Source organism: Vibrio sp. T3Y01 (assembly GCF_013114525.1).
Taxonomy (GTDB): domain Bacteria; phylum Pseudomonadota; class Gammaproteobacteria; order Enterobacterales; family Vibrionaceae; genus Vibrio; species Vibrio chagasii_B.
In genome coordinates, this window is sequence record NZ_VTXJ01000003.1 from 16,038 (window position 1) to 40,729 (window position 24,692).

Annotated in this window: 21 protein-coding genes; 15 read left to right on the forward strand and 6 right to left on the reverse strand. The window is 44.0% G+C overall.

The window, feature by feature from the left end; translation table 11 throughout:
• Positions 1–69: 69 nt before the first annotated feature.
• The 4 genes from yfaE to ubiG all read right to left on the reverse strand — a co-directional run bounded on the left by yfaE (position 70) and on the right by ubiG (position 5,119).
• Positions 70–348, reverse strand: coding sequence for a class I ribonucleotide reductase maintenance protein YfaE (yfaE, locus tag F0232_RS04305; protein ID WP_105057336.1), 279 nt, complete (start codon positions 346–348; stop codon positions 70–72).
• A complete protein-coding gene (gene nrdB / locus F0232_RS04310; protein ID WP_061032791.1) occupies positions 348–1,481 on the reverse strand; it encodes a class Ia ribonucleoside-diphosphate reductase subunit beta in 1,134 nt (377 codons plus the stop codon). Before nrdB ends, yfaE begins: the two co-directional genes overlap by 1 nt.
• A gap of 102 nt (positions 1,482–1,583) precedes the next feature.
• The gene (gene nrdA / locus F0232_RS04315) at positions 1,584–3,866 is read right to left on the reverse strand and encodes a class 1a ribonucleoside-diphosphate reductase subunit alpha (protein ID WP_008222047.1); all 2,283 of its coding nucleotides are present in this window, start codon (positions 3,864–3,866) and stop codon (positions 1,584–1,586) included.
• 509 nt (positions 3,867–4,375) lie between these two features.
• Positions 4,376–5,119 (reverse strand): bifunctional 2-polyprenyl-6-hydroxyphenol methylase/3-demethylubiquinol 3-O-methyltransferase UbiG, encoded by a 744-nt coding sequence (gene ubiG / locus F0232_RS04320; protein WP_171750711.1) that lies wholly within the window; start codon positions 5,117–5,119, stop codon positions 4,376–4,378.
• 258 nt (positions 5,120–5,377) lie between these two features.
• Here ubiG and gyrA point away from each other — a divergent pair, with 258 nt between their 5' ends.
• Positions 5,378–8,020 (forward strand): DNA topoisomerase (ATP-hydrolyzing) subunit A, encoded by a 2,643-nt coding sequence (gene gyrA, locus F0232_RS04325; RefSeq protein ID WP_061032790.1) that lies wholly within the window; start codon positions 5,378–5,380, stop codon positions 8,018–8,020.
• Positions 8,021–8,189: 169 nt separating this feature from the next.
• Complete coding sequence (locus F0232_RS04330; protein ID WP_061032789.1) at positions 8,190–8,819, forward strand: tetratricopeptide repeat protein; 630 nt, start codon at positions 8,190–8,192, stop codon at positions 8,817–8,819.
• A gap of 25 nt (positions 8,820–8,844) precedes the next feature.
• Here the strand turns inward: F0232_RS04330 and F0232_RS04335 are convergent, their stop codons facing one another.
• Together F0232_RS04335 and nrfA are read right to left on the reverse strand one after the other, a co-directional pair.
• Positions 8,845–9,189, reverse strand: a complete 345-nt coding sequence (locus F0232_RS04335; protein WP_061032788.1) for a rhodanese-like domain-containing protein — start codon at positions 9,187–9,189, stop codon at positions 8,845–8,847.
• Positions 9,190–9,314: 125 nt separating this feature from the next.
• Positions 9,315–10,745 (reverse strand): ammonia-forming nitrite reductase cytochrome c552 subunit, encoded by a 1,431-nt coding sequence (gene nrfA, locus F0232_RS04340; RefSeq protein ID WP_171731631.1) that lies wholly within the window; start codon positions 10,743–10,745, stop codon positions 9,315–9,317.
• Positions 10,746–11,227: 482 nt separating this feature from the next.
• Here nrfA and nrfB point away from each other — a divergent pair, with 482 nt between their 5' ends.
• The 13 genes from nrfB to F0232_RS04405 all read left to right on the forward strand — a co-directional run bounded on the left by nrfB (position 11,228) and on the right by F0232_RS04405 (position 24,515).
• A complete protein-coding gene (gene nrfB / locus F0232_RS04345; RefSeq protein WP_008222036.1) occupies positions 11,228–11,812 on the forward strand; it encodes a cytochrome c nitrite reductase pentaheme subunit in 585 nt (194 codons plus the stop codon).
• A 3-nt stretch (positions 11,813–11,815) separates the two neighbouring features.
• Positions 11,816–12,502 carry a cytochrome c nitrite reductase Fe-S protein gene (nrfC, locus tag F0232_RS04350; protein WP_061032786.1) on the forward strand — a complete coding sequence of 229 codons (687 nt, stop codon included), beginning with the start codon at positions 11,816–11,818 and terminating at the stop codon, positions 12,500–12,502.
• 2 nt (positions 12,503–12,504) lie between these two features.
• Positions 12,505–13,479: a cytochrome c nitrite reductase subunit NrfD gene (nrfD, locus tag F0232_RS04355; protein WP_105057334.1), complete on the forward strand. Its 975-nt coding sequence runs from the start codon at positions 12,505–12,507 to the stop codon at positions 13,477–13,479.
• Positions 13,480–13,664: 185 nt separating this feature from the next.
• On the forward strand, positions 13,665–15,581 hold the full coding sequence (locus F0232_RS04360; protein ID WP_105057333.1) for a heme lyase CcmF/NrfE family subunit: 1,917 nt from the start codon (positions 13,665–13,667) through the stop codon (positions 15,579–15,581).
• A complete protein-coding gene (locus F0232_RS04365) occupies positions 15,562–16,116 on the forward strand; it encodes a DsbE family thiol:disulfide interchange protein (RefSeq protein ID WP_061032783.1) in 555 nt (184 codons plus the stop codon). The genes F0232_RS04360 and F0232_RS04365 overlap by 20 nt, the downstream gene beginning before the upstream one ends.
• Entirely contained in the window at positions 16,113–16,553 is a 441-nt protein-coding gene (locus F0232_RS04370) for a cytochrome c-type biogenesis protein CcmH (protein ID WP_061032782.1), read from the forward strand. The genes F0232_RS04365 and F0232_RS04370 overlap by 4 nt, the downstream gene beginning before the upstream one ends.
• 88 nt (positions 16,554–16,641) lie before the next feature.
• Positions 16,642–16,818: a hypothetical protein gene (locus tag F0232_RS04375; protein WP_008222025.1), complete on the forward strand. Its 177-nt coding sequence runs from the start codon at positions 16,642–16,644 to the stop codon at positions 16,816–16,818.
• A gap of 248 nt (positions 16,819–17,066) precedes the next feature.
• Complete coding sequence (gene ribA / locus F0232_RS04380; RefSeq protein WP_061032781.1) at positions 17,067–17,663, forward strand: GTP cyclohydrolase II; 597 nt, start codon at positions 17,067–17,069, stop codon at positions 17,661–17,663.
• A gap of 175 nt (positions 17,664–17,838) precedes the next feature.
• Positions 17,839–19,098 (forward strand): imelysin family protein, encoded by a 1,260-nt coding sequence (locus tag F0232_RS04385; protein WP_105057332.1) that lies wholly within the window; start codon positions 17,839–17,841, stop codon positions 19,096–19,098.
• Between the two features lie 111 nt (positions 19,099–19,209).
• Complete coding sequence (locus F0232_RS04390) at positions 19,210–20,598, forward strand: di-heme oxidoredictase family protein (RefSeq protein ID WP_105057331.1); 1,389 nt, start codon at positions 19,210–19,212, stop codon at positions 20,596–20,598.
• 160 nt (positions 20,599–20,758) lie between these two features.
• Positions 20,759–21,820, forward strand: coding sequence for an imelysin family protein (locus F0232_RS04395; protein ID WP_105057330.1), 1,062 nt, complete (start codon positions 20,759–20,761; stop codon positions 21,818–21,820).
• Positions 21,810–22,895: a DUF1513 domain-containing protein gene (locus F0232_RS04400; RefSeq protein WP_105057329.1), complete on the forward strand. Its 1,086-nt coding sequence runs from the start codon at positions 21,810–21,812 to the stop codon at positions 22,893–22,895. Before F0232_RS04395 ends, F0232_RS04400 begins: the two co-directional genes overlap by 11 nt.
• Before the next feature lie 81 nt (positions 22,896–22,976).
• Positions 22,977–24,515, forward strand: coding sequence for a murein L,D-transpeptidase (locus tag F0232_RS04405; protein ID WP_061032776.1), 1,539 nt, complete (start codon positions 22,977–22,979; stop codon positions 24,513–24,515).
• The last annotated feature ends 177 nt before the right edge of the window (positions 24,516–24,692 follow it).

Sequence of the window (24,692 nt, forward strand, 5' to 3'; positions counted from 1 at the left end):
TTGCTTTGAAGTCTCTAATCTTCGCTTAACTCATTCTCTTCGGAACATAGCGTACTTAAGCCGATTGGATTAAGCGCGCTTTTGCTTGTTTCGATGAATCACGTTACTCAGCGATAGATCGGATTTCGCTTTGCAGATACAAGGCAAAATCTCGTTGCCTTGCGTGTAAGCCATAGCAAAACCAACGTACTCAACCTCACCAGAATCCAACGTACAGCGGCATGCGCCACAGTGACCGTCTCGGCAGTTGTATTCTGGTTCTAACCCAGCTTGTTCCATTGTTTCCAATAGCGTATTAGAAGGGTTAGATTCAATTGAAGCTAGCTTGTTGATTTTGATTGTTGGCATTACAGCTCAAATCCTTCAAAGTCGTCAGCTTTCACTTCGTTGTCGATCTGACCAACTAGGTAAGAACTGATTTCTGCTTCTTGCGGAGCAACTTGTACGTTATCAGAAGACAACCAAGCGTTGATCCATGGAATTGGGTTTGATGTTGCTTCTGGGTAAGCGGTACCTAGACCAACGGCCTGCATACGGATGTTGGTGATGTACTCAACGTATTGGCAAAGAATGTCTTTGTTCAGGCCAATCATAGAGCCGTCTTTGAATAGGTATTCTGCCCACTCTTTCTCTTGCTCAGCTGCTTGCTTGAATAGGTCGAAACACTCTTGCTTACACTCTTCAGCGATTTGCATGAATGCGAAGTCGTCTTGACCGTTACGTAGCAAGTTGATCATGTGCTGAGTACCAGTCAGGTGAAGCGCTTCATCACGAGCGATCAGCTTGATGATTTTTGCGTTACCTTCCATTAGCTCACGCTCAGCGAATGCAAATGAACATGCGAAACTCACGTAGAAACGGATTGCTTCTAGTGCGTTTACCGACATTAGACATAGGTAAAGTTTCTTCTTCAGGTCGTGAAGAGAAACCTTAACGTCTTCGCCGTTGATGTTGTGGTTGCCTTCGCCGTAACGATGGTAATCAGCGGTTAGCTTAATTAGGTCGTCGTAGTAGAACGCGATGTCTTTAGCACGCTTTAGGATCTCTTCGTTTTCAACGATGTCGTCAAATACTAGACCTGGATCGTTAACGATGTTACGAATGATGTGCGTGTAAGAACGAGAGTGAATCGTTTCAGAGAAAGACCAAGTCTCAATCCAAGTTTCAACTTCTGGTAGTGATACTAGCGGAAGTAGGGCAACGTTCGGGCTACGGCCTTGGATAGAATCCAGCAGTGTTTGGTACTTCAGGTTAGAGATGAAGATGTGCTTTTCATGCTCAGGAAGTTTGTTGTAGTCGATACGGTCGCTAGACACGTCTACTTCTTCTGGACGCCAGAAGAAAGAAAGTTGCTTCTCGATAAGCTTTTCGAAGATTTCGAATTTTTGTTGGTCGTAACGTGCAACGTTAACCGACTGACCTAGGAACATTGGTTCTTTTAGCTGGTCATTTTTTTTCTGAGAAAAAGTACTGTAAGCCATAAATGCCTCAAATCCTTTAAAGACTCGTTATAAAACGAACCCTGTTAATGCTTTAAACCCAGAGAAGATAACTTCTCTGGGGTCTTAATGTTTTACTGCGGTTTAGATCTTACAACCGCCGCCTTCACAATCTTCTTCCGGCACTGTTACTGCGTCGCCTTGGTCGTCTTTTGCACCATCACGAGTGTTATGGTAGTAAAGCGTCTTAACACCAAACTTGTATGCAGTTAGTAGGTCTTGAAGCAGCTTCTTCATTGGTACTTTACCGCTGTCGTAAACACTTGGATCATAGTTAGTGTTTGCAGAGATAGCTTGGTCAACGAATTTTTGCATGATACCCACTAGGTGTAGGTAACCGTCGTTAGAACCAATGTTCCAAAGTAGCTCGTAGTTCTCTTTAAGATTTAGGAAATCTGGAACCACTTGCTTCAGGATGCCGTCTTTCGATGCTTTCACTGATACGTAACCACGTGGTGGCTCGATACCGTTAGTCGCGTTCGAGATTTGAGATGAAGTCTCAGAAGGCATAAGCGCAGTTAGCGTAGAGTTACGCAGACCGTGCTCCATGATCTCTTCACGTAGCGCATCCCAATCGTAGTGCAGAGGCTCATCACATACTAAGTCGATATCTTTCTTGTAAGTATCGATTGGCAGTAGGCCTTTCGCGTAGTTAGTCTCGTGGAAAGATGGGCAACGACCTTGCTCTTTCGCTAGTTCAACAGACGCTTTTAGTAGGTGGTATTGAATCGCTTCAAAAGTACGGTGAGTCAGGCCATTTGCGCTGCCGTCAGAGTACTTCACACCATTCTTCGCTAGGTAGTATGCGTAGTTGATAACACCTACACCTAGAGTACGACGGTTCATTGTCGATTTGTATGCTGCTGGAAGCGGGTAGTCTTGGTAATCAAGAAGTGCGTCTAGAGCACGAACAACCAGTTCAGAAAGCTCTGCTAGGTCATCCAGTTCGTTGATTGCGCCAAGGTTAAATGCTGAAAGCGTACATAGTGCAATTTCGCCTTCGTCATCTTCTACGTTAGAAAGCGGCTTAGTTGGCAGCGCAATTTCTAGACATAGGTTTGACTGGCGAACAGGAGCAACTTCAGAGTCGAACGGGCTGTGTGTATTACAGTGGTCAACGTTCTGAATGTAGATACGACCAGTAGAAGCACGCTCTTGCATTAGTAGAGAGAATAGCTCTACTGCTTTTACTGTTTCACGCTTGATTGACGGATCGTTTTCGTACTTAACGTACAGCTCTTCAAAGCGTTCTTGGTTTTCGAAGAACGCGTCGTATAGGCCAGGTACGTCAGAAGGTGAGAACAGGCTGATGTTGCCACCTTGAACTAGACGAGAGTACATAAGCTTGTTCAGCTGTACGCCGTAATCCATGTGACGAACACGGTTCTCTTCAACACCACGGTTGTTCTTCAGTACTAGTAGAGACTGAACTTCACCGTGCCATAGTGGGTAGAATACCGTTGCCGCACCACCACGAACACCACCTTGAGAACAACATTTTACTGCTGTTTGGAAGTATTTGTAGAAAGGGATACAGCCAGTGTGGAACGCTTCACCATTACGGATTTCAGAACCAAGCGCACGGATACGACCTGCGTTGATACCAATACCAGCACGTTGAGATACGTAACGAACAATTGAGCTTGCTGTTGCGTTGATAGAATCAAGGCTGTCACCACACTCGATCAGTACACAAGAACTGAATTGACGAGTAGGCGTACGTACACCAGACATGATCGGTGTAGGTAGAGAAATCTTAAACGTAGACGATGCGTCGTAGAAACGTTTGATGTAGTCAAGACGAGTCGATTTCGGGTATTTAGCGAATAGACATGCAGCAACTAGAATGTAAAGGAACTGAGCACTCTCGTAGATTTCTTTCGTTACACGGTTTTGTACGAAGTATTTACCTTCAAGCTGTTTAACCGCTGCGTAAGAAAAATCTAAGTCACGCTTATGGTCGATGTACGAGTCAAGTTCGTCGAACTCAGCCTTCGTGTAGTCTTCCATTAGGTGGCTATCGTATTTACCCATATCAACCAGTTTTGCAACGTGGTCGTAAAGTGCAGGTGGCTCGTATTCGCCGTACGCTTTCTTACGTAGGTGGAATACTGACAGACGTGCTGCAAGATATTGGTAATCTGGAGTCTCTTCAGAGATTAGATCCGCTGCTGACTTGATGATTGTCTCATGGATATCAGTAGTGGTAATGCCATCGTAAAACTGAATGTGAGCTTTCAATTCTACTTGTGATACTGAAACATTGTGCAAGCCTTCCGCTGCCCATGTAATCACGCGATGGATTTTTTCTAAATCGATCGTTTCTTTGCGCCCGTTACGCTTAGTAACAGTAAGTTGTTGGTTCATTCTGCTTAATTTCCCTAACAAAACTGAACAAGGCCGTGTTTTTGTCTATTTCTGTGTAATTTTTGTAAATTACGTTTCGGCTTTGTGATCTTGGTCTACCCATATATTGTAGTTCAAACACAACATATAGGGGTCATTTGTTTGTTGGGTTACAAGATAGTGCTACAACTGACATTTTTCAAGGTAAAGAAATGGGGTTGCTTGTGGATAAGTGGTGGATTGAAAAAAAACTGTAAGTGACCACTAACTGATGAGGTTAGATGTCACTTGATTGTATAAAACTCGCCTTTTAAGGATGCTTTATTTTTGCACGCTGATAAAAAAAAATACCTTGATCTTTGGGCAAAATGAGCGATGGATTTTCGGCGATTAAATTTAAATCGAGGTGGTTAAAATGGAAGCTGGCGCACGAAATTTAGACTGAAAAAAGTCGCAAACTTATGTTAATTGCAACTCTTTTCATTAGTCTTTTTTTATAAAAGATTTTACGGTTGGCTTTTTGATATTGGTTAGGCGAAATTTTGCGTATGAACTATGTAGTTAACATCTACATTTTGCCCTAAACGGTAACTGTTTGTTAACGGATTATAGTGCAGGCCAGTGATGCCTAATTCTTGAAGTGGGGTGTTATCGATCATCTTGATTAGCTCAGCTGGGCGAATGAACTTGTCATGCTCATGTGTGCCTTCAGGAACAATTCTAAGCAGTTTTTCTGCGCCAACAATCGCGAACAGGTAAGATTTGAAATTACGGTTCAACGTAGAGAAGAACACATGTCCGCCTGGTTTCACCAATTTTGAACACGCGGTAATCACGGATTGTGGGTCTGGTACATGCTCAAGCATTTCCATACAAGTCACCACATCGTAAGTTTGCGGGTTTTGCTCTGCATGATCTTCAATCGTGCTTTGGATGTAATCTAGCTTGGTGCCGGTTTCTAGTGCATGAAGACGTGCCACTTCGAGCGGCTCTTTGCCCATGTCTAAGCCAGTGACTACCGCACCTTCAACAGCCATGCTCTCCGCTAAAATACCGCCGCCGCAGCCAACGTCGAGTACTTTCTTACCAAACAAGCCTTCGGTTTTTTCTAGCACGTAATTTAGGCGAAGTGGGTTGATTTGGTGTAGCGGCTTAAACTCGCCTTCGAGATCCCACCAGCGTGACGCCATGTCTTCGAATTTTTTAATTTCTGCTGGGTCTACGTTTTGTGATTTAGTCATAATCGGCATTTCCAAGTTAAATAATGCATCCATGAAATTGCAGGCATTATAACTTGCCTTTTCTCGCTGACCAGAAGATCTACAATTTTGCGAATTTATTGGATGTAAAGTGACCATGTTTCAGCGAGATATGATGCTGAGGTGCAATTTCTCATCAATTGATTGGCTACAAGGGTCACAAGATGGTAAAAGGATAGGGAAAGTGATGCCTCCGTAGGTAAATTTGTGTTATATTTTTCGGTCTTATACGTATTCAAATATACGATCTGACTATAGAGGGAAAATGGCTCTATGAGCGATCTAGCGAAAGAGATCACGCCCGTAAATATTGAAGATGAGCTTAGAGGTTCATACCTAGACTATGCGATGTCCGTCATCGTTGGTCGTGCCCTTCCAGATGTGCGTGATGGCCTAAAACCAGTACACCGCCGCGTTTTGTTCGCGATGAATGTACTAGGTAATGATTGGAACAAACCATATAAAAAGTCTGCTCGTGTAGTAGGTGATGTAATCGGTAAATACCACCCGCATGGTGATAGTGCTGTATACGACACAATTGTTCGTATGGCTCAACCGTTCTCACTGCGTTACATGCTAGTTGATGGCCAAGGTAACTTTGGTTCTATCGATGGCGACTCCGCGGCTGCAATGCGTTATACCGAAGTTCGTATGGCGAAAATTGCTCACGAGCTTTTGGCTGACCTTGATAAGGAAACTGTGGATTACGTACCGAACTACGATGGTACTGAACAAATCCCAGCAGTTCTTCCGACAAAAATTCCTAACCTATTGGTGAACGGTGCTTCTGGTATCGCAGTAGGTATGGCTACCAACATCCCACCTCATAACCTAGGTGAAGTTGTTGATGGCTGTTTAGCACTTATCAATAATGAAGAGATCACTATTGATGAGCTAATGGACTACATTCCTGGTCCTGACTTCCCGACAGCAGCACTTATCAGTGGTCGTAAAGGCATCGTAGATGCATACAAGACTGGCCGCGGTAAGGTTTACATGCGTTCAAAAGCGGATATCGAAGCTGACAAGAATGGTAAAGAAACCATTATCGTTACTGAGATCCCTTACCAAGTAAACAAAGCTCGTTTGATCGAGAAAATTGCTGAACTGGTTAAAGATAAGAAAGTAGAAGGCATCAGTGCTCTACGTGACGAATCTGATAAAGATGGTATGCGTATTGTTATTGAATGTAAGCGTGACGCTGTGGGTGAAGTTGTTCTGAACAACCTATACGCACAAACTCAGCTGCAAACGACTTTCGGTATCAACATGGTTGCTCTAAACAATGGTCAACCACAGTTGTTTAACCTAAAAGACATGCTTAAGTGCTTCGTTGACCACCGTCGCGAAGTGGTGACACGTCGTACTATCTTCGAACTGAAGAAAGCGCGCGACCGTGCACACATTCTTGAAGCTCTGTCTCTAGCATTGGCTAACATTGACGAAATCATTGAACTTATCCGTAACGCTCCAACACCAGCTGACGCAAAAGCTGGCTTAGTTGCTCGCGGCTGGGACCTTGGTAACGTAGCTTCAATGCTTGAGCGTGCAGGTACTGACGCAGCTCGTCCTGATTGGTTGGAAGACCAATACGGCATCCGCGATGGTCAATACTTCCTAACGGAAACACAAGCACAAGCAATTCTAGAACTTCGTCTTCACCGCCTAACTGGCCTTGAGCACGAGAAGATTCTAGACGAGTACAAAGCACTTCTAGAAGAAATCGCTGAGCTAATGCACATTCTTGCAAGCACTGAGCGTTTGATGGAAGTTATCCGTGAAGAACTTGAAGCGGTACGTGAAATCTATGGCGACGAGCGTCGTACAGAAATCACAGCGGCAGTTCATGACATCGACATGGAAGAGCTGATTGCTCAAGAAGATGTTGTAGTAACGCTTTCTAACGCAGGTTACGTTAAGTACCAAATCCTAAGCGACTACGAAGCTCAGCGTCGTGGTGGTAAAGGTAAGAGTGCAACTAAGATGAAAGATGAGGATTACATTGAGCGTCTGCTTGTTGCTAATACTCACGATAACATCCTATGTTTCTCTACTCGTGGTAAGACATACCGTCTGAAAGTTTACCAACTGCCATTAGCAAGTCGTACTGCTCGTGGTAAGCCTATCGTTAACATTCTTCCTCTAGAAGAAGGTGAGCGTATCACGGCTATCCTGCCTGTTTCTGAGTTCTCTAATGAGAAATTCATCTTCATGGCAACGGGTGACGGTACTGTTAAGAAGACATCACTGGATCAGTTCGCAAACGTACGTGCTAACGGCCTAATTGCAGTTAACCTACGTGACGATGATTCACTGATTGGCGTTGACATCACTAACGGTGATAGCGACATCATGCTGTTCTCTAAATCGGGCAAAGTTGTTCGCTTTAACGAGGACAAAGTACGTGCAATGGGCCGTACTGCCTCTGGTGTTCGTGGTATGAAGCTTCCAGAAGACGATCAAGTAGTATCGTTGATTGTTCCTTCTAACGAAGGCGATATCCTAACTGTGACTCAAAACGGTTACGGTAAGCGTACTGAACTAGCTGAATACCCAACGAAAGGCCGTGCAACGCAGGGTGTGGTTTCTATCAAAGTCTCTGAACGTAATGGCCCAGTTGTTGGCGCTGTTCAAGTTGAAGAAGGCGACGAAATGATGATGATCACCGACGCAGGTACGCTAGTACGTACTCGCGTTGCGGAAGTGAGCCAAGTTGGTCGTAACACTCAAGGTGTAACACTGATTCGTACTTCTGACGACGAGAATGTTGTAGGTCTACAACGTATCGACGAAGTAGAAGAAGCTGAGGTTGTTGAAGGCGAAGCTGAAGTAGCAAACGCTGAAGCAGCAGTCGTTTCTGAATCAAGTGAAGAGCAAGCATCAGACGCTTCTGATAGCGAGCAAGACACTGAGTAATCTTTCACTTCTATAAATAGAAGTTGAGACAAAAAGCCGAGCCATTGTGCTCGGTTTTTTATTACCTAGAATTTGGCTGTGACTTGTTTAAAAGCCAATAGCTAAACCTCGATCAATATTGTTTTAGTGAGAAAAAGGTACAGTAAAGCGTCAATGAAAGGAGAGTGGAATGGATATCTGGTTACTGATTGCTTTGCTGCTAATGAGCCTATTTCTAGTGGCAGTCGTGATCGCATCAAACAGAAAAACCAGTCATCTTAAAGGCAACCTCCTTATTTCATGTGTGGCGATATTAGCCAGCATTCTGGTTTGGTCTCAGATGAAACAAGAAGCCCCTCAACTTGCTTCAAGTGACGACAGCAGCTATACAGCAACAGATTTCCAAAATGAACTTCAGCAGAGCTTGGAGCAAGACCCTAATCAATCAGACCTTTGGTTTAAGCTTGGTGGTGTTTATATGCAGAAAGGGGAGTTTGATGCTGCATTTACCTGTTACGACTATGCGATTCGTTTAGACCCACAGGCGCCTTCAGGGCTTTATGCAGCTAAAGCGAGCGCCTTGTATTACCTAAGTTCACAGGCGATGAGTGATGATGTGAAAGTGCTCTTAAATCAATCCATGGAGCTTGATCCCAACGATCGTACGGCATTGATGTTGATAGCGACCGATCACTTCATCAGTATGCGCTATCAACAAGCGATCGATGCTTGGACTCAAATTCTCGATTCTAACCAGAAAGGCATTGATCGTGTCTCTATCATCCATTCGATCAACCAAGCTAAGCAAATGATCCGTTAAACGGGCACTATCTTTAATTTCTAGATTATTTGCTTTCTTGCATCTCAATTAAGCCGCCAGCGTTGTGGATCTGTGTAAACCCTTGAGCTTTCAAATATTGGTAAGCTTGTCCTGAGCGGTTACCACTGCGGCAATACAAAACGATAGGTTGAGCTTTGTCTATTCTGGCAAAGTGCGTAGCGACTTCAGAAAGAGGGTAGTTAAGCGCATTGTCCAGATGACCTTGCTTGAACTCTCCTGGTGTCCTGACATCAACCACAAGCGCACCTTCCTCAATCATTTCCCACCCTGTTTCTGCTCGTTCAGAGGCGTGAAGTCCTGAACTTATTAATGCGATGCATAATGCCGAAAGCGAAAGTAAGTGCTTCATTCTTTGTTCCTTGAATTAGCTAAAAGGTAATGTGAAATTGGGACGGTTGAGTGCACCCAAATCTAAAAAACCAGCCACACCTTTACAGTGTGACTGGTTTTCTCTTATTGGTCTATTTGAAGGAACTAGTATTCGTAGTTAGCTTCACGCTTTTCAGCTTGCTCTTCCCACTTAGGAACCACGGTGTCTAAGAAGTGTTGCTTCTCAGCATTCATCTTATCCATGTCCATTCCTAGCGCTTTCTGAGCGGCTTCTTTGGTTGAGATATCTGGAATCTCGATTGGATCGGTAATGCCTTTCTTCGCAAGTAGACGAACAATCTTAGTTCGCGCGTCTGCTGCGCGGTCAACCGCCGTTCCAAGAACCTCTAGGGCTACTTCAGGTGCGTGCATGTGAACACCATGAGATGCGATAGCGTAGTCCCAACGCCATTGCGCATGACGAATATCTTGTAAGATAGGTGCCATCTCTTGTTCTGTTGCGCCTGCTTCCCATGCTGCGCCTGCTTCAAAGTGAGCGGCTACGATTTGTTTCTCAGCGGTCAGCTTCATGTTTAGTACTTGAGCTTTGCGGCTTGAAACGATGTTACGCATGGTCTCTTTAGATTGAGTATGGCAGTTAGCACAAGTGTCTTCGAAGCGGTCAAACGGGTTACCTACTTTATGGTCGGTGTAAACGGTACCGTCTTCTTTCGTCACTTTAGGCATGTGGCAGTCAACACAAGCAACGTTGTTCTTACCGTGAATACCTTCACGCCAAGTTTCGTAACCTGGGTGTTGAGCCTTTAGCATTGGTGCTTTAGAGACTTTATGTGTCCAATCTTTAAAACCAATGTCATCGTAGTACTCTTCCATCTGTTCGACACGCGTCCCTTTATCCCAAGGGAACTTCACACCTTTTGTTGGACCTGTGAAGTAGTATTCCACGTGACATTGAGCACACACAGAGGCTTGCTGATCAAAGCGACCTTGCTCTTCGAAGTTCTTCCCAATCGCATCGAACGCACGTTCAACATAAGGACGAGTGATCTTTAGTGCAGGTTCGCCATTTTTAAAGCCTTCACTTTGAGTATCGTGACAGTCGGCGCAACCAATTGGATTGACTATCTCACTGCCAAGACGAGCCCATTTACCTTCAAAGTAGCCGTCTTCACCACGTTCTTCAATAACGCGTGCTACGTCTGGGCTTTTACAGCTCCAGCACGCCATTGGCATTGGGCCTGAGTTTTCGTCGGTTGGTCCACCAGTACGCAGGGTTTGTCTTACATCATCAACCGCATAAAAGTGGCCGCGGGCTTTGTTGTAGTCTTTCGCGAAACCGTAGCCCGCCCATAGAATAACCATGTTTGGATCTTCTTTTAGTGCGTCTTCAATGGCTTCGCTCTCTGACGTTTGTCTCCATGAATGGTATTGATCTGGGTGGTTTTGCTCGAACTGGTCGTTACGAGGATCACCAATTTCTTTTTGTTCAGACGCAGCAAAGCTGGTCGCGCTTACTAGTGATGCGCTAACCATTAATAATGCTGTGACGGAATTACGTATCCAATGCTTTTTCACAGTGATATCTCCAATATACTGATTTTTATACCAAGCGTTGTGAGTTTGCTATTCAAATTAAGAACTGGAGAATTGCTGTTTATATTAATTCATAAATAAACACATTTTGTTACGTGTCGGATGTTTGCTTGTTTTAGATCAATTAATGACAGTGACTTCAATCACGTTGAAGTTTATATAACTCTAAAGGGGTATATGGACATCAAGTTAGACTGGCCTTATTGAGAATTATTATCATATATAACAAATAATTACCCGACATGCCCTCACTATAAATAGGGTGATTGTGTTCACATATTACCCTTTGTATATTTCGCTTTACCTAATTAGGGGTATATTCTAAATATAGAAAGCGTTGTGGCTTATCCAAAATAAGAATTGATATCATTTAAGCGGTAATAATATCGTTTAAGGGTACTTTTGTTTAACCGGAATATTATTTAGTTGAGAGTTAAATAATGCCGGTATAAGGAAAGGATAAAATGGGCAATATTAAATTGGCCATAGTCATAATGCTTAAATCCCTTCTAGCATTCTGCCTCTATGGTTATTCCATTCATGCTGTTGCAGAGCCTGCTGTTACACCAGTAGGAGAGTCAACAAGACATGAAGTCGAATTAATACGTGACAAAGATTACAAGTGTGTCCAATGCCATAAAGATTCTAAAGAAACGGTATTTGGTTCACATGGTGAGAGTGCGCACGCTTTGCTTGGCCGTGAAGTGAATTGCACAGATTGTCATAGTTCTATTGGCCCCGATCACCGTGATGGTGCACCTGAGGTGGTGAAGTATCGCGCGGCTCAATCACAACCCGGAACCGAAAAGGTTTTCCTCGATCCTAGCTTAATCCTAGACGCCAACAGCCAATGTATAGATTGTCATAAGCCTGATGATCTGCGCGAAGCGAGTTGGACTCATGACGTACACGCACAAAACTTAACGTGTTCAAACTGTCACGATGTGCATGCGAGTGAAGCGAAGGTGCTTGGCTTAGATAAAAAGCAAACCATCAAGCTGTGTGTGGATTGCCATTCAGACTTCAACCAGAAGAAAGAAGGGGAGTAATCTATGAGCTGCTCAAGAAGAAACTTTTTAGCTGGCGCGGGTGCCGTTATTTTCACAACTGGTGTTGCAGGTACTGCAGCGGTTACAAGCCGCAAAACGCTGGCTAACGTTCAGGAAGATGGCACCAAGCGTTACGGAATGGTTCATGACGAAACTGCTTGTATTGGCTGTACTGCTTGTACTGAGGCGTGTCGTGAAGTAAACAAAGTGCCTGAAGGCGTATCGCGCTTAGAAATCGTAAAGAGTGAACCTCAAGGTGAATATCCAAATGTTGATTACCGTTTCACTCGTAACTCTTGTCAACATTGTGATAATGCACCTTGTGTGATGGTTTGCCCAACAGGCGCCGCCTATAAAGATGAGAAGACAGGAATTGTCGATGTACATAAAGAGAAGTGTGTCGGCTGTGGTTATTGCCTGCTAGCTTGTCCATATCAAGTGCGCTTCTTCCATCCTGAGAATAAGTCGGCCGACAAATGTAACTTCTGCCGCGATACCAATCTTGCACAAGGTAAATTACCTGCTTGTGTTGAATCTTGCCCTACCAATGCGCTGATATTTGGCGACTTGAATGACCCTAAGAGCGAGATAAACCAGGTACTTAAATCTGAAGTGGTTTACAGAGATAAGGCTTATCTAGGTACTCAGCCAAAACTCTATAAAGTGCCACACCAAAAAGGGGAGATTTGATTATGAGTGCATGGGATACAGCGTTTCAATCAGGTACCGTGGTTTGGGACTGGATCATTGCTATCTATCTGTTTTTGGCGGGTATGTCAGCGGGTGCAGTGATGATCTCGATCTATCTCAAGAGAAAGGTTATTGATGGGGATCCAGCGAATAATGGTGTATTAAAGGTAACGGCTTTTCTAGCACCATTCGGGATCATCTCAGGTTTATTGATCTTGGTTTTCCACCTGACGAAACCACTATCATTTTGGAAGATCATGATCTTTTATAATCCGACGTCAGTGATGTCGATGGGTGTGATCTTATTCCAAGTGTATATGGTGATCCTATTTGTTTGGATCGGCATTATATTCCGAAATCAGATTGCCGTATTCTTGAGTGATCAAGCATGGTTAAAAGGGCGACTCGATTTTGTCAGTAACTGGATTGGCAAATTAGAATCTTTTGAGAATGTTTTTGAAATATTCTTGGCTGTGCTTGCGCTATTACTTGCGGCTTACACTGGCTTCTTACTCTCTGCGCTAAATACCTTCCCAATGCTGAATAACCCAGTGTTGCCGATATTGTTCTTATTCTCGAGTTTATCCTCGGGAGCGGCGGCATGTATTTTATTTGGTGTGTTGGTCTTTAAGGAGTCTCCGCATAGTGCGAGTATTTCTTGGATCCACGGCTTTGAACGTCCTGTTGTTATGTTTGAACTGTTTGTCCTTGTTACTTTCTTCACTGGGTTGATATTTGCTGGTGGTCAAAGTGAACAGGCAGTATGGAACGCCATTGGCGGTGGTTTCTGGGCAAGTTGGTTCTGGTATGGCGTAATTGGTGTGGGTATGGTTTTACCCTTGTTGCTTAACGCCGTGACACCAGCATCGGTTCGCCATAGTACTGTGTATATTTTCTCTGTTACTTCGCTGAGCCTGATGGGCGTATTAATGCTAAGAACGTTTGTCCTTTATGCAGGACAATTAACGTTAGCTTAATTTCGCTCAAGGTTATAAGTGAGTGGATGTTGGATATTAAACATCTGCTCACTAAATTTCTTTTCGCTGAGTAACAATAGTTAGTTGAGTAATAATAGCTAGTTGAGTTACATCAGCTAGTTGAGCAATCAATGCCAATAATGGTTTAACTTGGTTCTGCTTAGGTAGAGCCTGATTGAGGTGATATGGTCGGTTCTTTGGGGCTGTTTAGTTTAATTTTGGTCGCTGTTCTCAGCAGCATTATCGCTGTGTATTCGATGTATCAAATGCTAACTAAACAAGCACAAAATGTGGCTTTAATTCGCAGTTTCTCCCTCTCTAGCGCTTTGTTTTCCATTGGCGCTATCGTTTTACTTGGCTATGCCTTTGTCGGTGACGACTTTTCCATCCTCTATGTTGCAGAACACTCCAATACTCAATTACCCACCTTCTTCAAAATGGCCGCTGTGTGGGCTGGACATGAAGGCTCATTGCTATTTTGGGTCTTAACCATCAGCTGTTGGTCGGGTGTGATTGCCCTACAAAAGCAATATTCTTCTGAGTATCAGAGCCGCGTATTGTGGGTGATGAATGTGTTACTCGCGATATTCGCCTGGTTTACCTTATTTGCTTCGAACCCATTTGAATTGAATTCGACCTTGCCACTTGAAGGGCGTGACCTTAACCCAATGCTGCAAGACGTTGGTTTGATATTCCATCCGCCTCTGTTGTATTTGGGTTATGTTGGTTTCTCTGTGGTCTTGGCATTTGCTGTGGCCGCTTTGCTAGTGGATCCGATTGAGTTCGATTGGGTCGCTCATTGTCGCAGTTGGTGTTTGGTCGCTTGGATCTTTTTAACCGCGGGGATCATTCTTGGTTCTTGGTGGGCATATTACGAATTAGGGTGGGGCGGCTGGTGGTTCTGGGACCCGGTAGAAAATGCCAGCCTATTACCTTGGCTAACATCAACCGCTCTATTGCACAGTTTGGGTGTTGCTAAAGGCAAGCAACAGTTGCTGAAGTGGTCACTTAGCCTTGCCTTCATTACGTTTTGTTTAAGTATCCTCGGTACTTTTATTGTTCGATCTGGCGTCCTCACTTCCGTTCATGCTTTTGCTGTTGACCCAACCAAAGGTATCGCGCTGTTGCTGATACTGGTTTTGGTGTTAGTGAGTTCGTTTTCTCTTCTTATTGTTCGTGGTGAATCTTTCGAGTCGAATCCAATCACTAGCTTTGCGAGTAAAAGTTTTTTGAGTTTAGTGGCGGTACTTATATTTGTACTGGCTACGGCGGTGGTGGTGTTTGGTACCTTCTACCCAATGGTTTTTGAATTACTTGGCCTTGGAAATATCTCTGTGGGCGCACCTTACTTTAATCTTCTTATTGCGCCATTGGCTCTGCTTGCGATGGGAGTGATAGGGTTAGCGCCATTGCTCAGTATCAAACCTCAAGCGTCGAAAGGTGTGATTGGAATTATTGCCTTATTGTCTCTTTGTATTGGCTTTGTAACTTATGTTTCGCAAGTTGAAGCGATTCAAGTGATGGTTCTACTGACATGGGCACTTGCGTTTTGGGTAGCTCTGACTCATGTTTACGGCTTGGCGGTAACGCGCAACTCTAAGTTTCAACGCAAAGTATGGGTGATGACGTTGGCGCATGTGGGTGTCGCAGTATTAGCGATAGGCGCCGCGATGAACAGTTACCATTCATTTGAGCGAAGTTACAAATTGAGCCCAGGTGAAGAGGTTGAGTTTATGGACTGGACGCTCTCTCATCGCGATACAGAGCTCTATGTCGCTTCGAATTTTACGGCAGAAAGAGCCTTGCTCAACCTCCATGCCGACGAACAAGCATTTTCTATCGCACCAGAGAGAAGACATTACCAAGTCAGAGTAATGAACATGAGTGAGCCAGCAATGAAGTGGTTCTGGCATGGCGACGTGTATATCACCATGGGTGAAAAAGTGGATTCAACCGCTTATGCATTCCGTGTTCAATACAAAGCGTATGCGCGCTGGATTTGGTTCGGTGGTTTGATATCCATACTGGGGGCACTGCTTTCGTTAACTCATCGTAAAAAGAAAACCGTTAAGGCGTCACAGTATGCATACCAGCGTTCGTAACAAACTTATTACGCTTATTGTATTGGCACTGGTGTTGGTGTTGGTATTTTTGTTTGCTCTTGATAACAAACAGCAAACCACCACCGTATCGATACAACAAAGAGCGTTTCCTGAATTTACTTCTATGGCTTTAACGGATAGAGAAGGCATCAGCAGTAAACAAAAGCTGACGTTAAAAGACATTACTGAGCACCCTTACCAGTTAGTGAATGTATGGGCTTCATGGTGTGGTATCTGCAAATCGGAACATACCTATTTGTTAGCACTTCGCGATAAAGGGATTCCTATTGTTGGGCTTAACTATAGAGATAACCCCGCGGCTGCAATAAATGTGTTGTCAAGCGATGGCAACCCCTATACAAAAGTGATTAGCGATCCTCATGGTAAGTTGGCTTTAGAATTAGGTGTAATAGGGACCCCAGAGACATATTTGGTTGATGCCAAAGGAAATATTGTGAAGAAGTTAATGGGCGTTATTAATGAATCTGCATGGCAAGATGAGCTCGCCTTATATTTTGATGGTGTGGATGGATGATGAGATCTTTAGCCCAAATAATATTATTTGCCTCTATGATTATCGTGACGAGTTTGCCTGCGGTGGCGGAAGACTTGTTTACACCCAGCGATAAGAGCACCAGCATTCAAGTAGAACTTTTTGAATTTGAAAGTCCTGACCAACAACAGCGTGCCATTGCTTTAGCAAAGACACTGCGCTGCCCTCAATGTCAAAACCAAAACCTGATTGAATCAAACTCTCCAATTGCAAAGGACTTACGTCTAGTTGTATTTAATATGGTGAAAGCAGGGAAGAGTAATCATGAAATTACTCAATATATGACGGAGAGGTTTGGAGAATTTGTGCTTTATAAACCGTCATTGAGCACGGCAAACTTATTACTTTGGTTGATACCGAGCCTATTATTTCTGTTATTTATATATTTATCAGTAAAAAGTGTTAGAAAGCGCTCATAAAAATTGTGTATTACTGTTTACCAATTGACCTGTATTTTGTAACATTAACGGATTATAAAGGCTAAGCACTGTATATAAGGATGTGTCTGTGGATAACGTTATCTCAAATTTAAAAAAAGAGTTCCATACCCATGTTCGTTCCGACAAATGGGCAGAAAGATACAGTGCGAAGTCGAGCATCTCTACGCTGACGCAAGAAGAGCTAGCTGAATTGGAGAACGCTTGGGTACAACTTGTGATTTGGAAACAGACCCAAGTAAGTTGAGTGTTCGGTAAAAATAGCAGGTTCCGCTGCAACTGATTCATTTATAACCCCATGTTGGTCAAACCAATGTGGGGTTTTTTGTTACCTGAAGATTAATTGTTATATTATAACAATTTGTGCTCTATCGACCTTGAAAAAAATTGTTAAGAGCCTCATAGTGTCTATCATTAGATAGTTAGCTACAAAATATTGCCTAGACATATAATGTAGTGTTGTTAAATACATCGAATTTTCAAGTGAGTATAGCTATGGCGGAAGTGCGTGCCAGAATAGATTTCAAAGTAGGAGTAACAAGCAGTATTGATGCTGAATTGCTCTCTTTTCATGGATTGAAAACAGATAAAGAGCATGTTGCTGTGATATTCAAATCAGCAGATAAGACGCAAGATGTACCTCTTGTTCGTATGCACTCTGAGTGCCTTACTGGTGATGTTTTCCACTCTTCTCGTTGTGATTGCGGTGAGCAGCTAGATGAAACCATCAGAATTATGGGTGAAACTGGCGGCGTGATTCTTTATTTACGTCAAGAAGGTCGTGGTATTGGCTTATATAACAAGATCGATGCGTACCGCCTTCAAAGCGAAGGAATGAACACCTACGAAGCGAATAACCACCTAGGTTTTGGGGATGACTTGCGTGACTTCACTGAAGCCGCTGAGATGCTGCGTGCTTTGGGCATCCCTAAGATTCGCTTGGTAACAAACAACCCTAAGAAGATTAATGAGCTGAAGTCTTATGGTATCGAGATTGAAGAAGTGGTGAATACATCTGCTCATATCAAATCTGGTAATGAAAGCTACCTAAAAGCGAAAGTTTCACACGGCAAGCATAACTTGGATATCTAATCCGCAGCTTGTTGCGCTTAACACAGAAACGCTTAAAGACCTCACATATGTGAGGTTTTTTTGTATTTATCTTGCAATAAAATTGTAAGTTTGTATTATTCCAATCCGTAGTGCAAATGATAATGGTTTGCACTATTACTACGAATAATAATTTAAAGCTCAACAAGGATGCTTCATGACTATCAAATCTTTAGTGACAAAAGCCGTAACTTCGTCACTCATTTTTGCCTCTGCTTCTTCTTTCGCTGCAGTAACTCAAGATCAAGTAGTAGAACATTACGCAGATATTGCACACGCGGTATTTGCTGATTCAGTAATCACAGCAAAAGCGTTGAACTCTTCTATCGATACCTTCTTAGCTTCTCCTTCTGCTGGCAACTTCGAAAAAGTTAAACTAGCTTGGCTTGAATCTCGCGTACCATACCAGCAGTCTGAAGTATTCCGCTTCGGTAACGTGGTTGTTGATGATTGGGAAGGTCAACTAAACGCATGGCCACTAGATGAAGGTCTGATCGATTACGTTTCTTCTGATTACCAATACGAACTAGGTAACGAAGGCGCAAGCGCTAACATCGTTGCAAACAAAACGTTCCAAATTGGTCAGACGACAGTAGATGCGACGAACATTACTCCTGAGCTAATCGCAGAGTTAAACGAGATCGGTGGTTCTGAAGCAAACGTTGCATCGGGTTACCACGCGATTGAATTCCTACTTTGGGGGCAAGATCTGAATGGCACAAACTCAGGTGCAGGTGAGCGTGCTTACACTGACTTCGTTGTTGGTGCTGAGTGTACAAATGGCAACTGTGACCGTCGTGGCGCATACCTAAAAGCATCAGCTGAGCTACTAATTCAAGACCTAGAGTGGATGGAAAAGCAATGGGCTGAAGGCGAGAAAGGTAACTACCGTCAAGAGCTTCTTTCTGAATCAAGTGAAAACGGCCTACGTAAAATGCTATTCGGCATGGGTTCACTGTCTCTTGGTGAGCTTGCTGGTGAGCGTATGAAGGTAGCACTAGAAGCGAACTCTACCGAAGATGAGCACGATTGCTTCTCTGATAACACGCATAACTCTCATTACTACAACGAGCAAGGTATCTACAACGTTTACACGGGTCTATACAAGCGTGAAGACGGTACTCTACTTTCAGGTCCAAGCCTGTTTGACCTAGTTGAGCAAAAAGATGAGCAAGCTGCAAAAGAGATTCAAAAGCAGTTTGACCTAGCACGTGCACAAGTAGGCCAACTGGTAACGTCTGCTGAGAAAAACAACCAGCACTTTGACCAGCTAATTGCTGCTGACAACGCTGCAGGTAACGCACTAGTAAATAAAACAATTGTTGCTCTAGTATCACAAACAGGTGCAATTGAGCGTGCTGCTGGTGTGATTGGTATTGATAGCCTAAACCCAGACACGGCTGATCACGAGTTCTAAGAACCTGAGTCAAACACCAATGTAAGGGCTCTGATCGAGCCCTTAATTGTTTGCTAAGAAAAAAGCCACTTCCTTATAAAAACTAAAATCAAAAATTCAGCAAGGCACTGTATGAAGTCGTATCTATCAGCCTCACTCTTAACTGCACTGTTTTTCTTATCTCCATTATACGCCCATGAAACCTACTCCGGTGGTAAAACGACTGTAAAGAAAGAGGGAGCAAATGCATTTTCTCTTCCTGCTGCTAACTTGCCAATGAGCAAGCGCTTAGATTTCAGCGTTGGCAATAGCTTCTTTAGAAACCCGTGGGTACCCGCGCCATCATCAACTGACGCTCGTGATGGTTTAGGTCCGTTGTTTAACACGAACGGTTGTCAAAACTGTCACATCAAAGATGGGCGAGGCCACGCGCCAGAAAAAGGCGATGAGAACGCAGTATCTATGCTAGTTCGCTTAAGCATTCCGGCCGAAACACCAGAGCAAAGACAAGCCTTTATCCGAGATGGCGGCATACCAGAGCCAACTTACGGTGGTCAGCTACAAGACTTTGCTCTTCAAGGGGTAAAACCAGAGGGTAAAGTAAACATTAGCTACACGGATGTACCTGTTACCTTCAAAGACGGCACGGTCGTTACTCTGCGTAAACCGATTTTAAAAATTACTGAGCTTGCGTTCGGTGAGATGAATCCTAAAACTGAATTCTCAGCTCGTGTTGCGCCACCAATGATCGGCCTAGGTTTGCTCGAGAGCATTCCACAAGAAACGATTCTTGGCTTCGCGAAGCAGCAAGCTGCGGACAATCAAGGTGTAACAGGCAAAGCCAATTACGTTCTTGACGTTCAAACTAACGAGATGGCGTTGGGTCGATTTGGTTGGAAAGCAGGGCAACCAAACCTAATGCAGCAAAACGCTGCGGCATTTAATGGTGATTTAGGTTTAACAAGTAGCTTGTTCCCGAACGAAAACTGCACATCAGCACAGTCAACATGTGATGATTTCCCTAATGGTGGTGAGCCAGAAGTCAGCAATAATATTCTCGACTTTGTTGAGTTCTACTCTCAGCACTTAGCGGTTCCAATTCGTCGAAATGTTGATGATCCTGCTGTTGTTCAAGGCAAGAAACTGTTCAAAGAGGTTGGGTGCCAAAGCTGTCACCAAGCTGAGATTCGTACAGCCAAGCGCGACGGTTTACCTGCACTCTCTAACCAGTTAATCAGCCCTTATACCGATATGCTGCTGCATGATATGGGTGAAGGCCTAGCGGATAATCGTCCAGAGTATCTAGCGAATGGACGTGAGTGGCGAACCACACCATTGTGGGGTTTAGGTTATACAAAAGAAGTGAATGGCCACACCTTCTTGCTGCATGATGGTCGAGCAAGAAACGTGATGGAAGCTGTGCTATGGCACGGTGGTGAAGCTGAGATGGCGAAACAGAAAGTGTTGTCACTAAGTCGTAGCGAACGTGAAGCACTGCTGGCGTTCTTAGATTCACTTTAAGCTAACTTGAACTCATTTGGGCCAGAGGCTTGATGAGCGAAACAAGTAGCAAATAAATGACTGACTGCCGCTGAACTTGTAGAAATACGAGCTCAGCGGTCGTTTTCATATTTGATGAACTCATATAATTAAAAGAAAAATTAGGAAGTAAGGTAACAGCATGGCTCAAAAATTATTGTTAATGCCTTTGTCGGTTTTAGCCATGGCAGGCTGTCAATCATCAGGGGAGCAAGTTGCTTCGTCTGAGGTTAACGGTGTGTCTTATCAAGCCGACACGACAAGTCATATTAGTCGTAGTGTGTATCAACAGGAGTTTGATTCAGCAGTACTATTCGCTAAGCAATCGAGCGAATTAGAAGCCTTGATGCAAGGTTACTGTGAAACAAATAACGTCGAGTTAGATGCAGTTAAAAATCAGTGGCAGCTAACCATGAACAGTTGGATGGCGCTGCAAGGGCAAGAACGTGGTCCAACGGCGGCACTAGAAGAGAGCTGGAATGTTCAGTTCTGGCCAGACAAGAAGAACACGACGGGTCTTAAGATGCGTCAATTGACTCAACAGACCAAAGCCTGGACACAAGACGAAATCGCGCAACAAAGTGTGACAGTTCAAGGTTTAGGCGCGTTGGAATGGTCACTTTATGACGAGCAATCGCCACTTATTAAAGATAAAGCATCGGGGTGTCTTTCTTCACAAGCTATCGCGCAAAACTTGGCAATGAAATCTGCTTCGATTGCTGAAGCTTGGCAAGTGAACCCATGGCTAGCCTTGGACGAGATGCGTTGGGAGTCGGAATACATCGCACTACTGACCAACCAACTTGATTACAGCATGAAAAAGCTGAGTCGTCCGATGGCAAAAATTGGTCACCCGCGCCCTTATTTCTCAGAATCATGGCGTGCACAAACCTCGATGACTCAACTCAAAGCCAATGTAGCAGCACTTCAGAATTTGTACCTTGCTGATGGCAATGGCCTAGACGGATTATTGAGAGAGAAGGGCTTAAACGCACTTGCAGATCGTGTTGCTGACCAATTCACATTGACGCTAGATACTTGGCCCACTGATTCAAGCTTGTTTGAGTTATTGCAGAGTAAAGAGGGTTACCGCGAGGTGCTGACTCAGTACAACAAACTTGAGCGTTTGAAGTACCTGATTCATGAAGAAGTGGCGATAGAACTTGGCGTGGTAATAGGATTTAATGCTACCGATGGTGACTGATACTACACGAAGAACCTTATTGAAAGCAGCACTGGGTTGTGCTGCTGTGCCGGTGCTGCCGTTCGGATGTGCAAGCCGTTCAGGTGAAAACGCATCGAGCAAGCCTCAGTTGATTGGCTGCGCACTTAATGGTCGAGGTCAGTATTCCGCGGTTGTTGCAGATGAGTATGGCATGCCACTGAACCAGCTACCTATCCCTGAGCGCGGTCATGGTGTCGCCATTTGTCCAACGTCATCCCATGCGGTGGTGTTTGCCCGTCGCCCTGGTGACTACTTTATGGTGTTTGACTACAAACGTGGTGAGCAGATAAAAATGGTAGTGAAGGGTAACAACCGTCATTTCTATGGTCACGGCGTTTACTCGTTAGACGGTACTCTACTGTATGCGACCGAAGGGAAAACGGACACAAGCCAGGGCGTGATTGGCGTCTATGATGTTGCGCAAGGATACCGTAAGGTCGAAGAATTCACCGGTTTTGGTATTGGCCCTCACGAAGTGATTATCATGCCTGATGGTAATCTTGCTATCGGCGTTGGCGGTGTACACACTGATGGTCGAACACCGAAAAACTTGGATTCCATGCAGCCTAGTTTGAGCTATGTTTCATCGCAAGGTGAGCTGCTTGAACAGGTTGAATTGCTGGATAAGAAGTTAAGCATTCGACACTTAGCGCATGATGGGGCAGAGACAGTACTTTGTGGCCAGCAATATCGCGGCGAACCTGATGAATATCCTTCACTTTTAGCGATGCATACGAAAGGCGGTGAGTTCGAATCCTTGAACGCAGAGCCAGAGCAATGGGCGCGATTTAATCACTACATTGCAAGTATTGCCGCATCCGATGATTGGATTATCGCCACCTCGCCACGAGGCAATTGCTACGGTATTTGGTCTAAACAAACCAAAGAGTTAGTGGAATTATCGGCATTATCTGATGCTTCTGGTGCTGTGCTACTTGATGGTGAATTTAGGTTGAGTTCTGGGGCGGGCAGTGTGGTTAGCCAACGCAAGCCTTATGAGAAATCAAGCCAGCAATCATCCGTCCAGTGGGATAATCACTGGTCGTCAATTTGATGCATATACTGTCTTAAAAATTAACATGCTTACTCCAATTTCTTTGCCATACTTATGGGATTAGTGGTGATGGAGTAAGGCATGTTAGCGAGATACTTCTGTGGTTTATTAGTACTAGTTTCCGTGAGTACATGGAGCTATACGAGTTCTGAAGAGCGTCGGTTTATTCCGGCAGATTCAGAGCTCTCTTTCATGCTGATATACCCTGAACTTACCCAGAGCATTTACCAAGATACCTCATTTCCATTCTTGTGGGACTCTCCCGAGCTGGTCAAGGCGTTTGAATTCCAGTTATCGCTGATTGAACAAGCGAAGATGGCCCCGCTTTTTGAGCGACAGCTTAAACAGATTCGCCAATACCAATCTCGACAGCAGTGGCAAGAGTTGGACATACTACTGACTGACACCTTCATCTATTATCTGAGCTACGTTGAGAATGCGCCAATCATAGGTAAGGAGTGGTATTTCTCCGGTCAGCTGCATTCTAAATTACCCGCGCCTTCACCTCATATTGTTATGAGACTTAAAAGCAGCGTTGCCAATGATTACTTGTTGGAGATGGTGCTGTCTTACGCGCCACCGGTTGGCGATTTTGACCAATTCAAAGCAACCTATTCTGTTTTAAACACGGCATCAGAGCTTGGTGTTGAACGTTACCGACAAAAAGGTTTGAAACGCTTGGGGGATCAACTTTCAGACAAAGCGACGCTGGTTGAGCGCATTGCATTGGTTGGCGTAGACACTTCAATGATCGCTATCGATTCCCCTCGATTTGATCGAGACTTACAAATCGCGACCAAAGCTTTTCAAAGTATGCATGGGATTACCGCGGATGGGATTATCGGACCAGACACTATTAAGTGGATCAACATGGGCTTTGATGATCGACTCACTGCTCTAGCATTGAACGCCGAGCGTGCACGTTTATGGCCAAGAAATAGAGACTCACTGATAGTGGTGAATGTACCTAGTTTTGATATGAAGTATTGGGAAGGAGGAGAAGAGGTTTTTGAATCTAAAGTCGTGGTCGGGAGAAAATCGAGAAAAACACCACTCTTAGAGATAAAACTTGATTCGGTGATCTTAAACCCGACTTGGAACGTGCCATGGAAAATCATGGTTAAAGATATCTTGCCTAAAGTAAAAGCCGACGAAAGTTATCTTGAAACACACAATTTTCAAGTGATTGATGGTTGGCGTTCGATGGAAACTGTCGATACTACCGAGATTGATTGGCAGACAATCAACTTCAACTCTTTCCCATATCGAATGCGTCAGCAAGCAGGCTCTAGCAATGCATTAGGTTTGTATAAGTTCAATACGCCCAACAAGCGAGCTATCTATCTCCATGATACCCCAAGTAAAAGCTTGTTTAACGATGACTTCCGCGCCTATAGCTCTGGTTGTATTCGTGTTGAGCATGCCGAAGAACTCGCGGAGTTGTTATTTGCGACTAAGGTAAAGAAAGTGCCGAATCAGAGTGATGACCTAGCACCCAATACTAAAGTTCGACTCAAGAAAAGAATCCCTGTACATATCATTTATCAAACCGTGTTATTTGAGGAAGAGGGGATTCAATATCGTGGCGACATCTATCAATACGATAAACAGGGTGGTTAATGGCAGATATGCATAGAATGGTGATCTTGACCAAAAAATGACAACTCGCCTTCTATTGATAAAATTATAATGAGTATCAATAACTAACCGTGCAAAGGTTACAAATACTAACGTTTTGCGCGGTTTTTGTACGTTGACGCAGCAAATTCCATTATGTATCGTGCGTTTTTTGTTCGA

Coding starts and splice junctions, on each gene's coding strand:
- nrdA (WP_008222047.1), bottom strand. CDS start 3,866: ATGAACCAACAACTTACTGTTACTAAGCGTAACGGGCGCAAAGAAACG.
- F0232_RS04395 (WP_105057330.1), top strand. CDS start 20,759: ATGGCTCAAAAATTATTGTTAATGCCTTTGTCGGTTTTAGCCATGGCA.
- yfaE (WP_105057336.1), bottom strand. CDS start 348: ATGCCAACAATCAAAATCAACAAGCTAGCTTCAATTGAATCTAACCCT.
- F0232_RS04335 (WP_061032788.1), bottom strand. CDS start 9,189: ATGAAGCACTTACTTTCGCTTTCGGCATTATGCATCGCATTAATAAGT.
- F0232_RS04390 (WP_105057331.1), top strand. CDS start 19,210: ATGAAGTCGTATCTATCAGCCTCACTCTTAACTGCACTGTTTTTCTTA.
- nrfB (WP_008222036.1), top strand. CDS start 11,228: ATGGGCAATATTAAATTGGCCATAGTCATAATGCTTAAATCCCTTCTA.
- ubiG (WP_171750711.1), bottom strand. CDS start 5,119: ATGGATGCATTATTTAACTTGGAAATGCCGATTATGACTAAATCACAA.
- ribA (WP_061032781.1), top strand. CDS start 17,067: ATGGCGGAAGTGCGTGCCAGAATAGATTTCAAAGTAGGAGTAACAAGC.
- F0232_RS04365 (WP_061032783.1), top strand. CDS start 15,562: ATGCATACCAGCGTTCGTAACAAACTTATTACGCTTATTGTATTGGCA.
- F0232_RS04330 (WP_061032789.1), top strand. CDS start 8,190: ATGGATATCTGGTTACTGATTGCTTTGCTGCTAATGAGCCTATTTCTA.
- F0232_RS04405 (WP_061032776.1), top strand. CDS start 22,977: ATGTTAGCGAGATACTTCTGTGGTTTATTAGTACTAGTTTCCGTGAGT.
- gyrA (WP_061032790.1), top strand. CDS start 5,378: ATGAGCGATCTAGCGAAAGAGATCACGCCCGTAAATATTGAAGATGAG.
- nrfC (WP_061032786.1), top strand. CDS start 11,816: ATGAGCTGCTCAAGAAGAAACTTTTTAGCTGGCGCGGGTGCCGTTATT.
- F0232_RS04400 (WP_105057329.1), top strand. CDS start 21,810: ATGGTGACTGATACTACACGAAGAACCTTATTGAAAGCAGCACTGGGT.
- F0232_RS04360 (WP_105057333.1), top strand. CDS start 13,665: ATGGTCGGTTCTTTGGGGCTGTTTAGTTTAATTTTGGTCGCTGTTCTC.
- F0232_RS04385 (WP_105057332.1), top strand. CDS start 17,839: ATGACTATCAAATCTTTAGTGACAAAAGCCGTAACTTCGTCACTCATT.
- nrfD (WP_105057334.1), top strand. CDS start 12,505: ATGAGTGCATGGGATACAGCGTTTCAATCAGGTACCGTGGTTTGGGAC.
- nrdB (WP_061032791.1), bottom strand. CDS start 1,481: ATGGCTTACAGTACTTTTTCTCAGAAAAAAAATGACCAGCTAAAAGAA.
- F0232_RS04370 (WP_061032782.1), top strand. CDS start 16,113: ATGATGAGATCTTTAGCCCAAATAATATTATTTGCCTCTATGATTATC.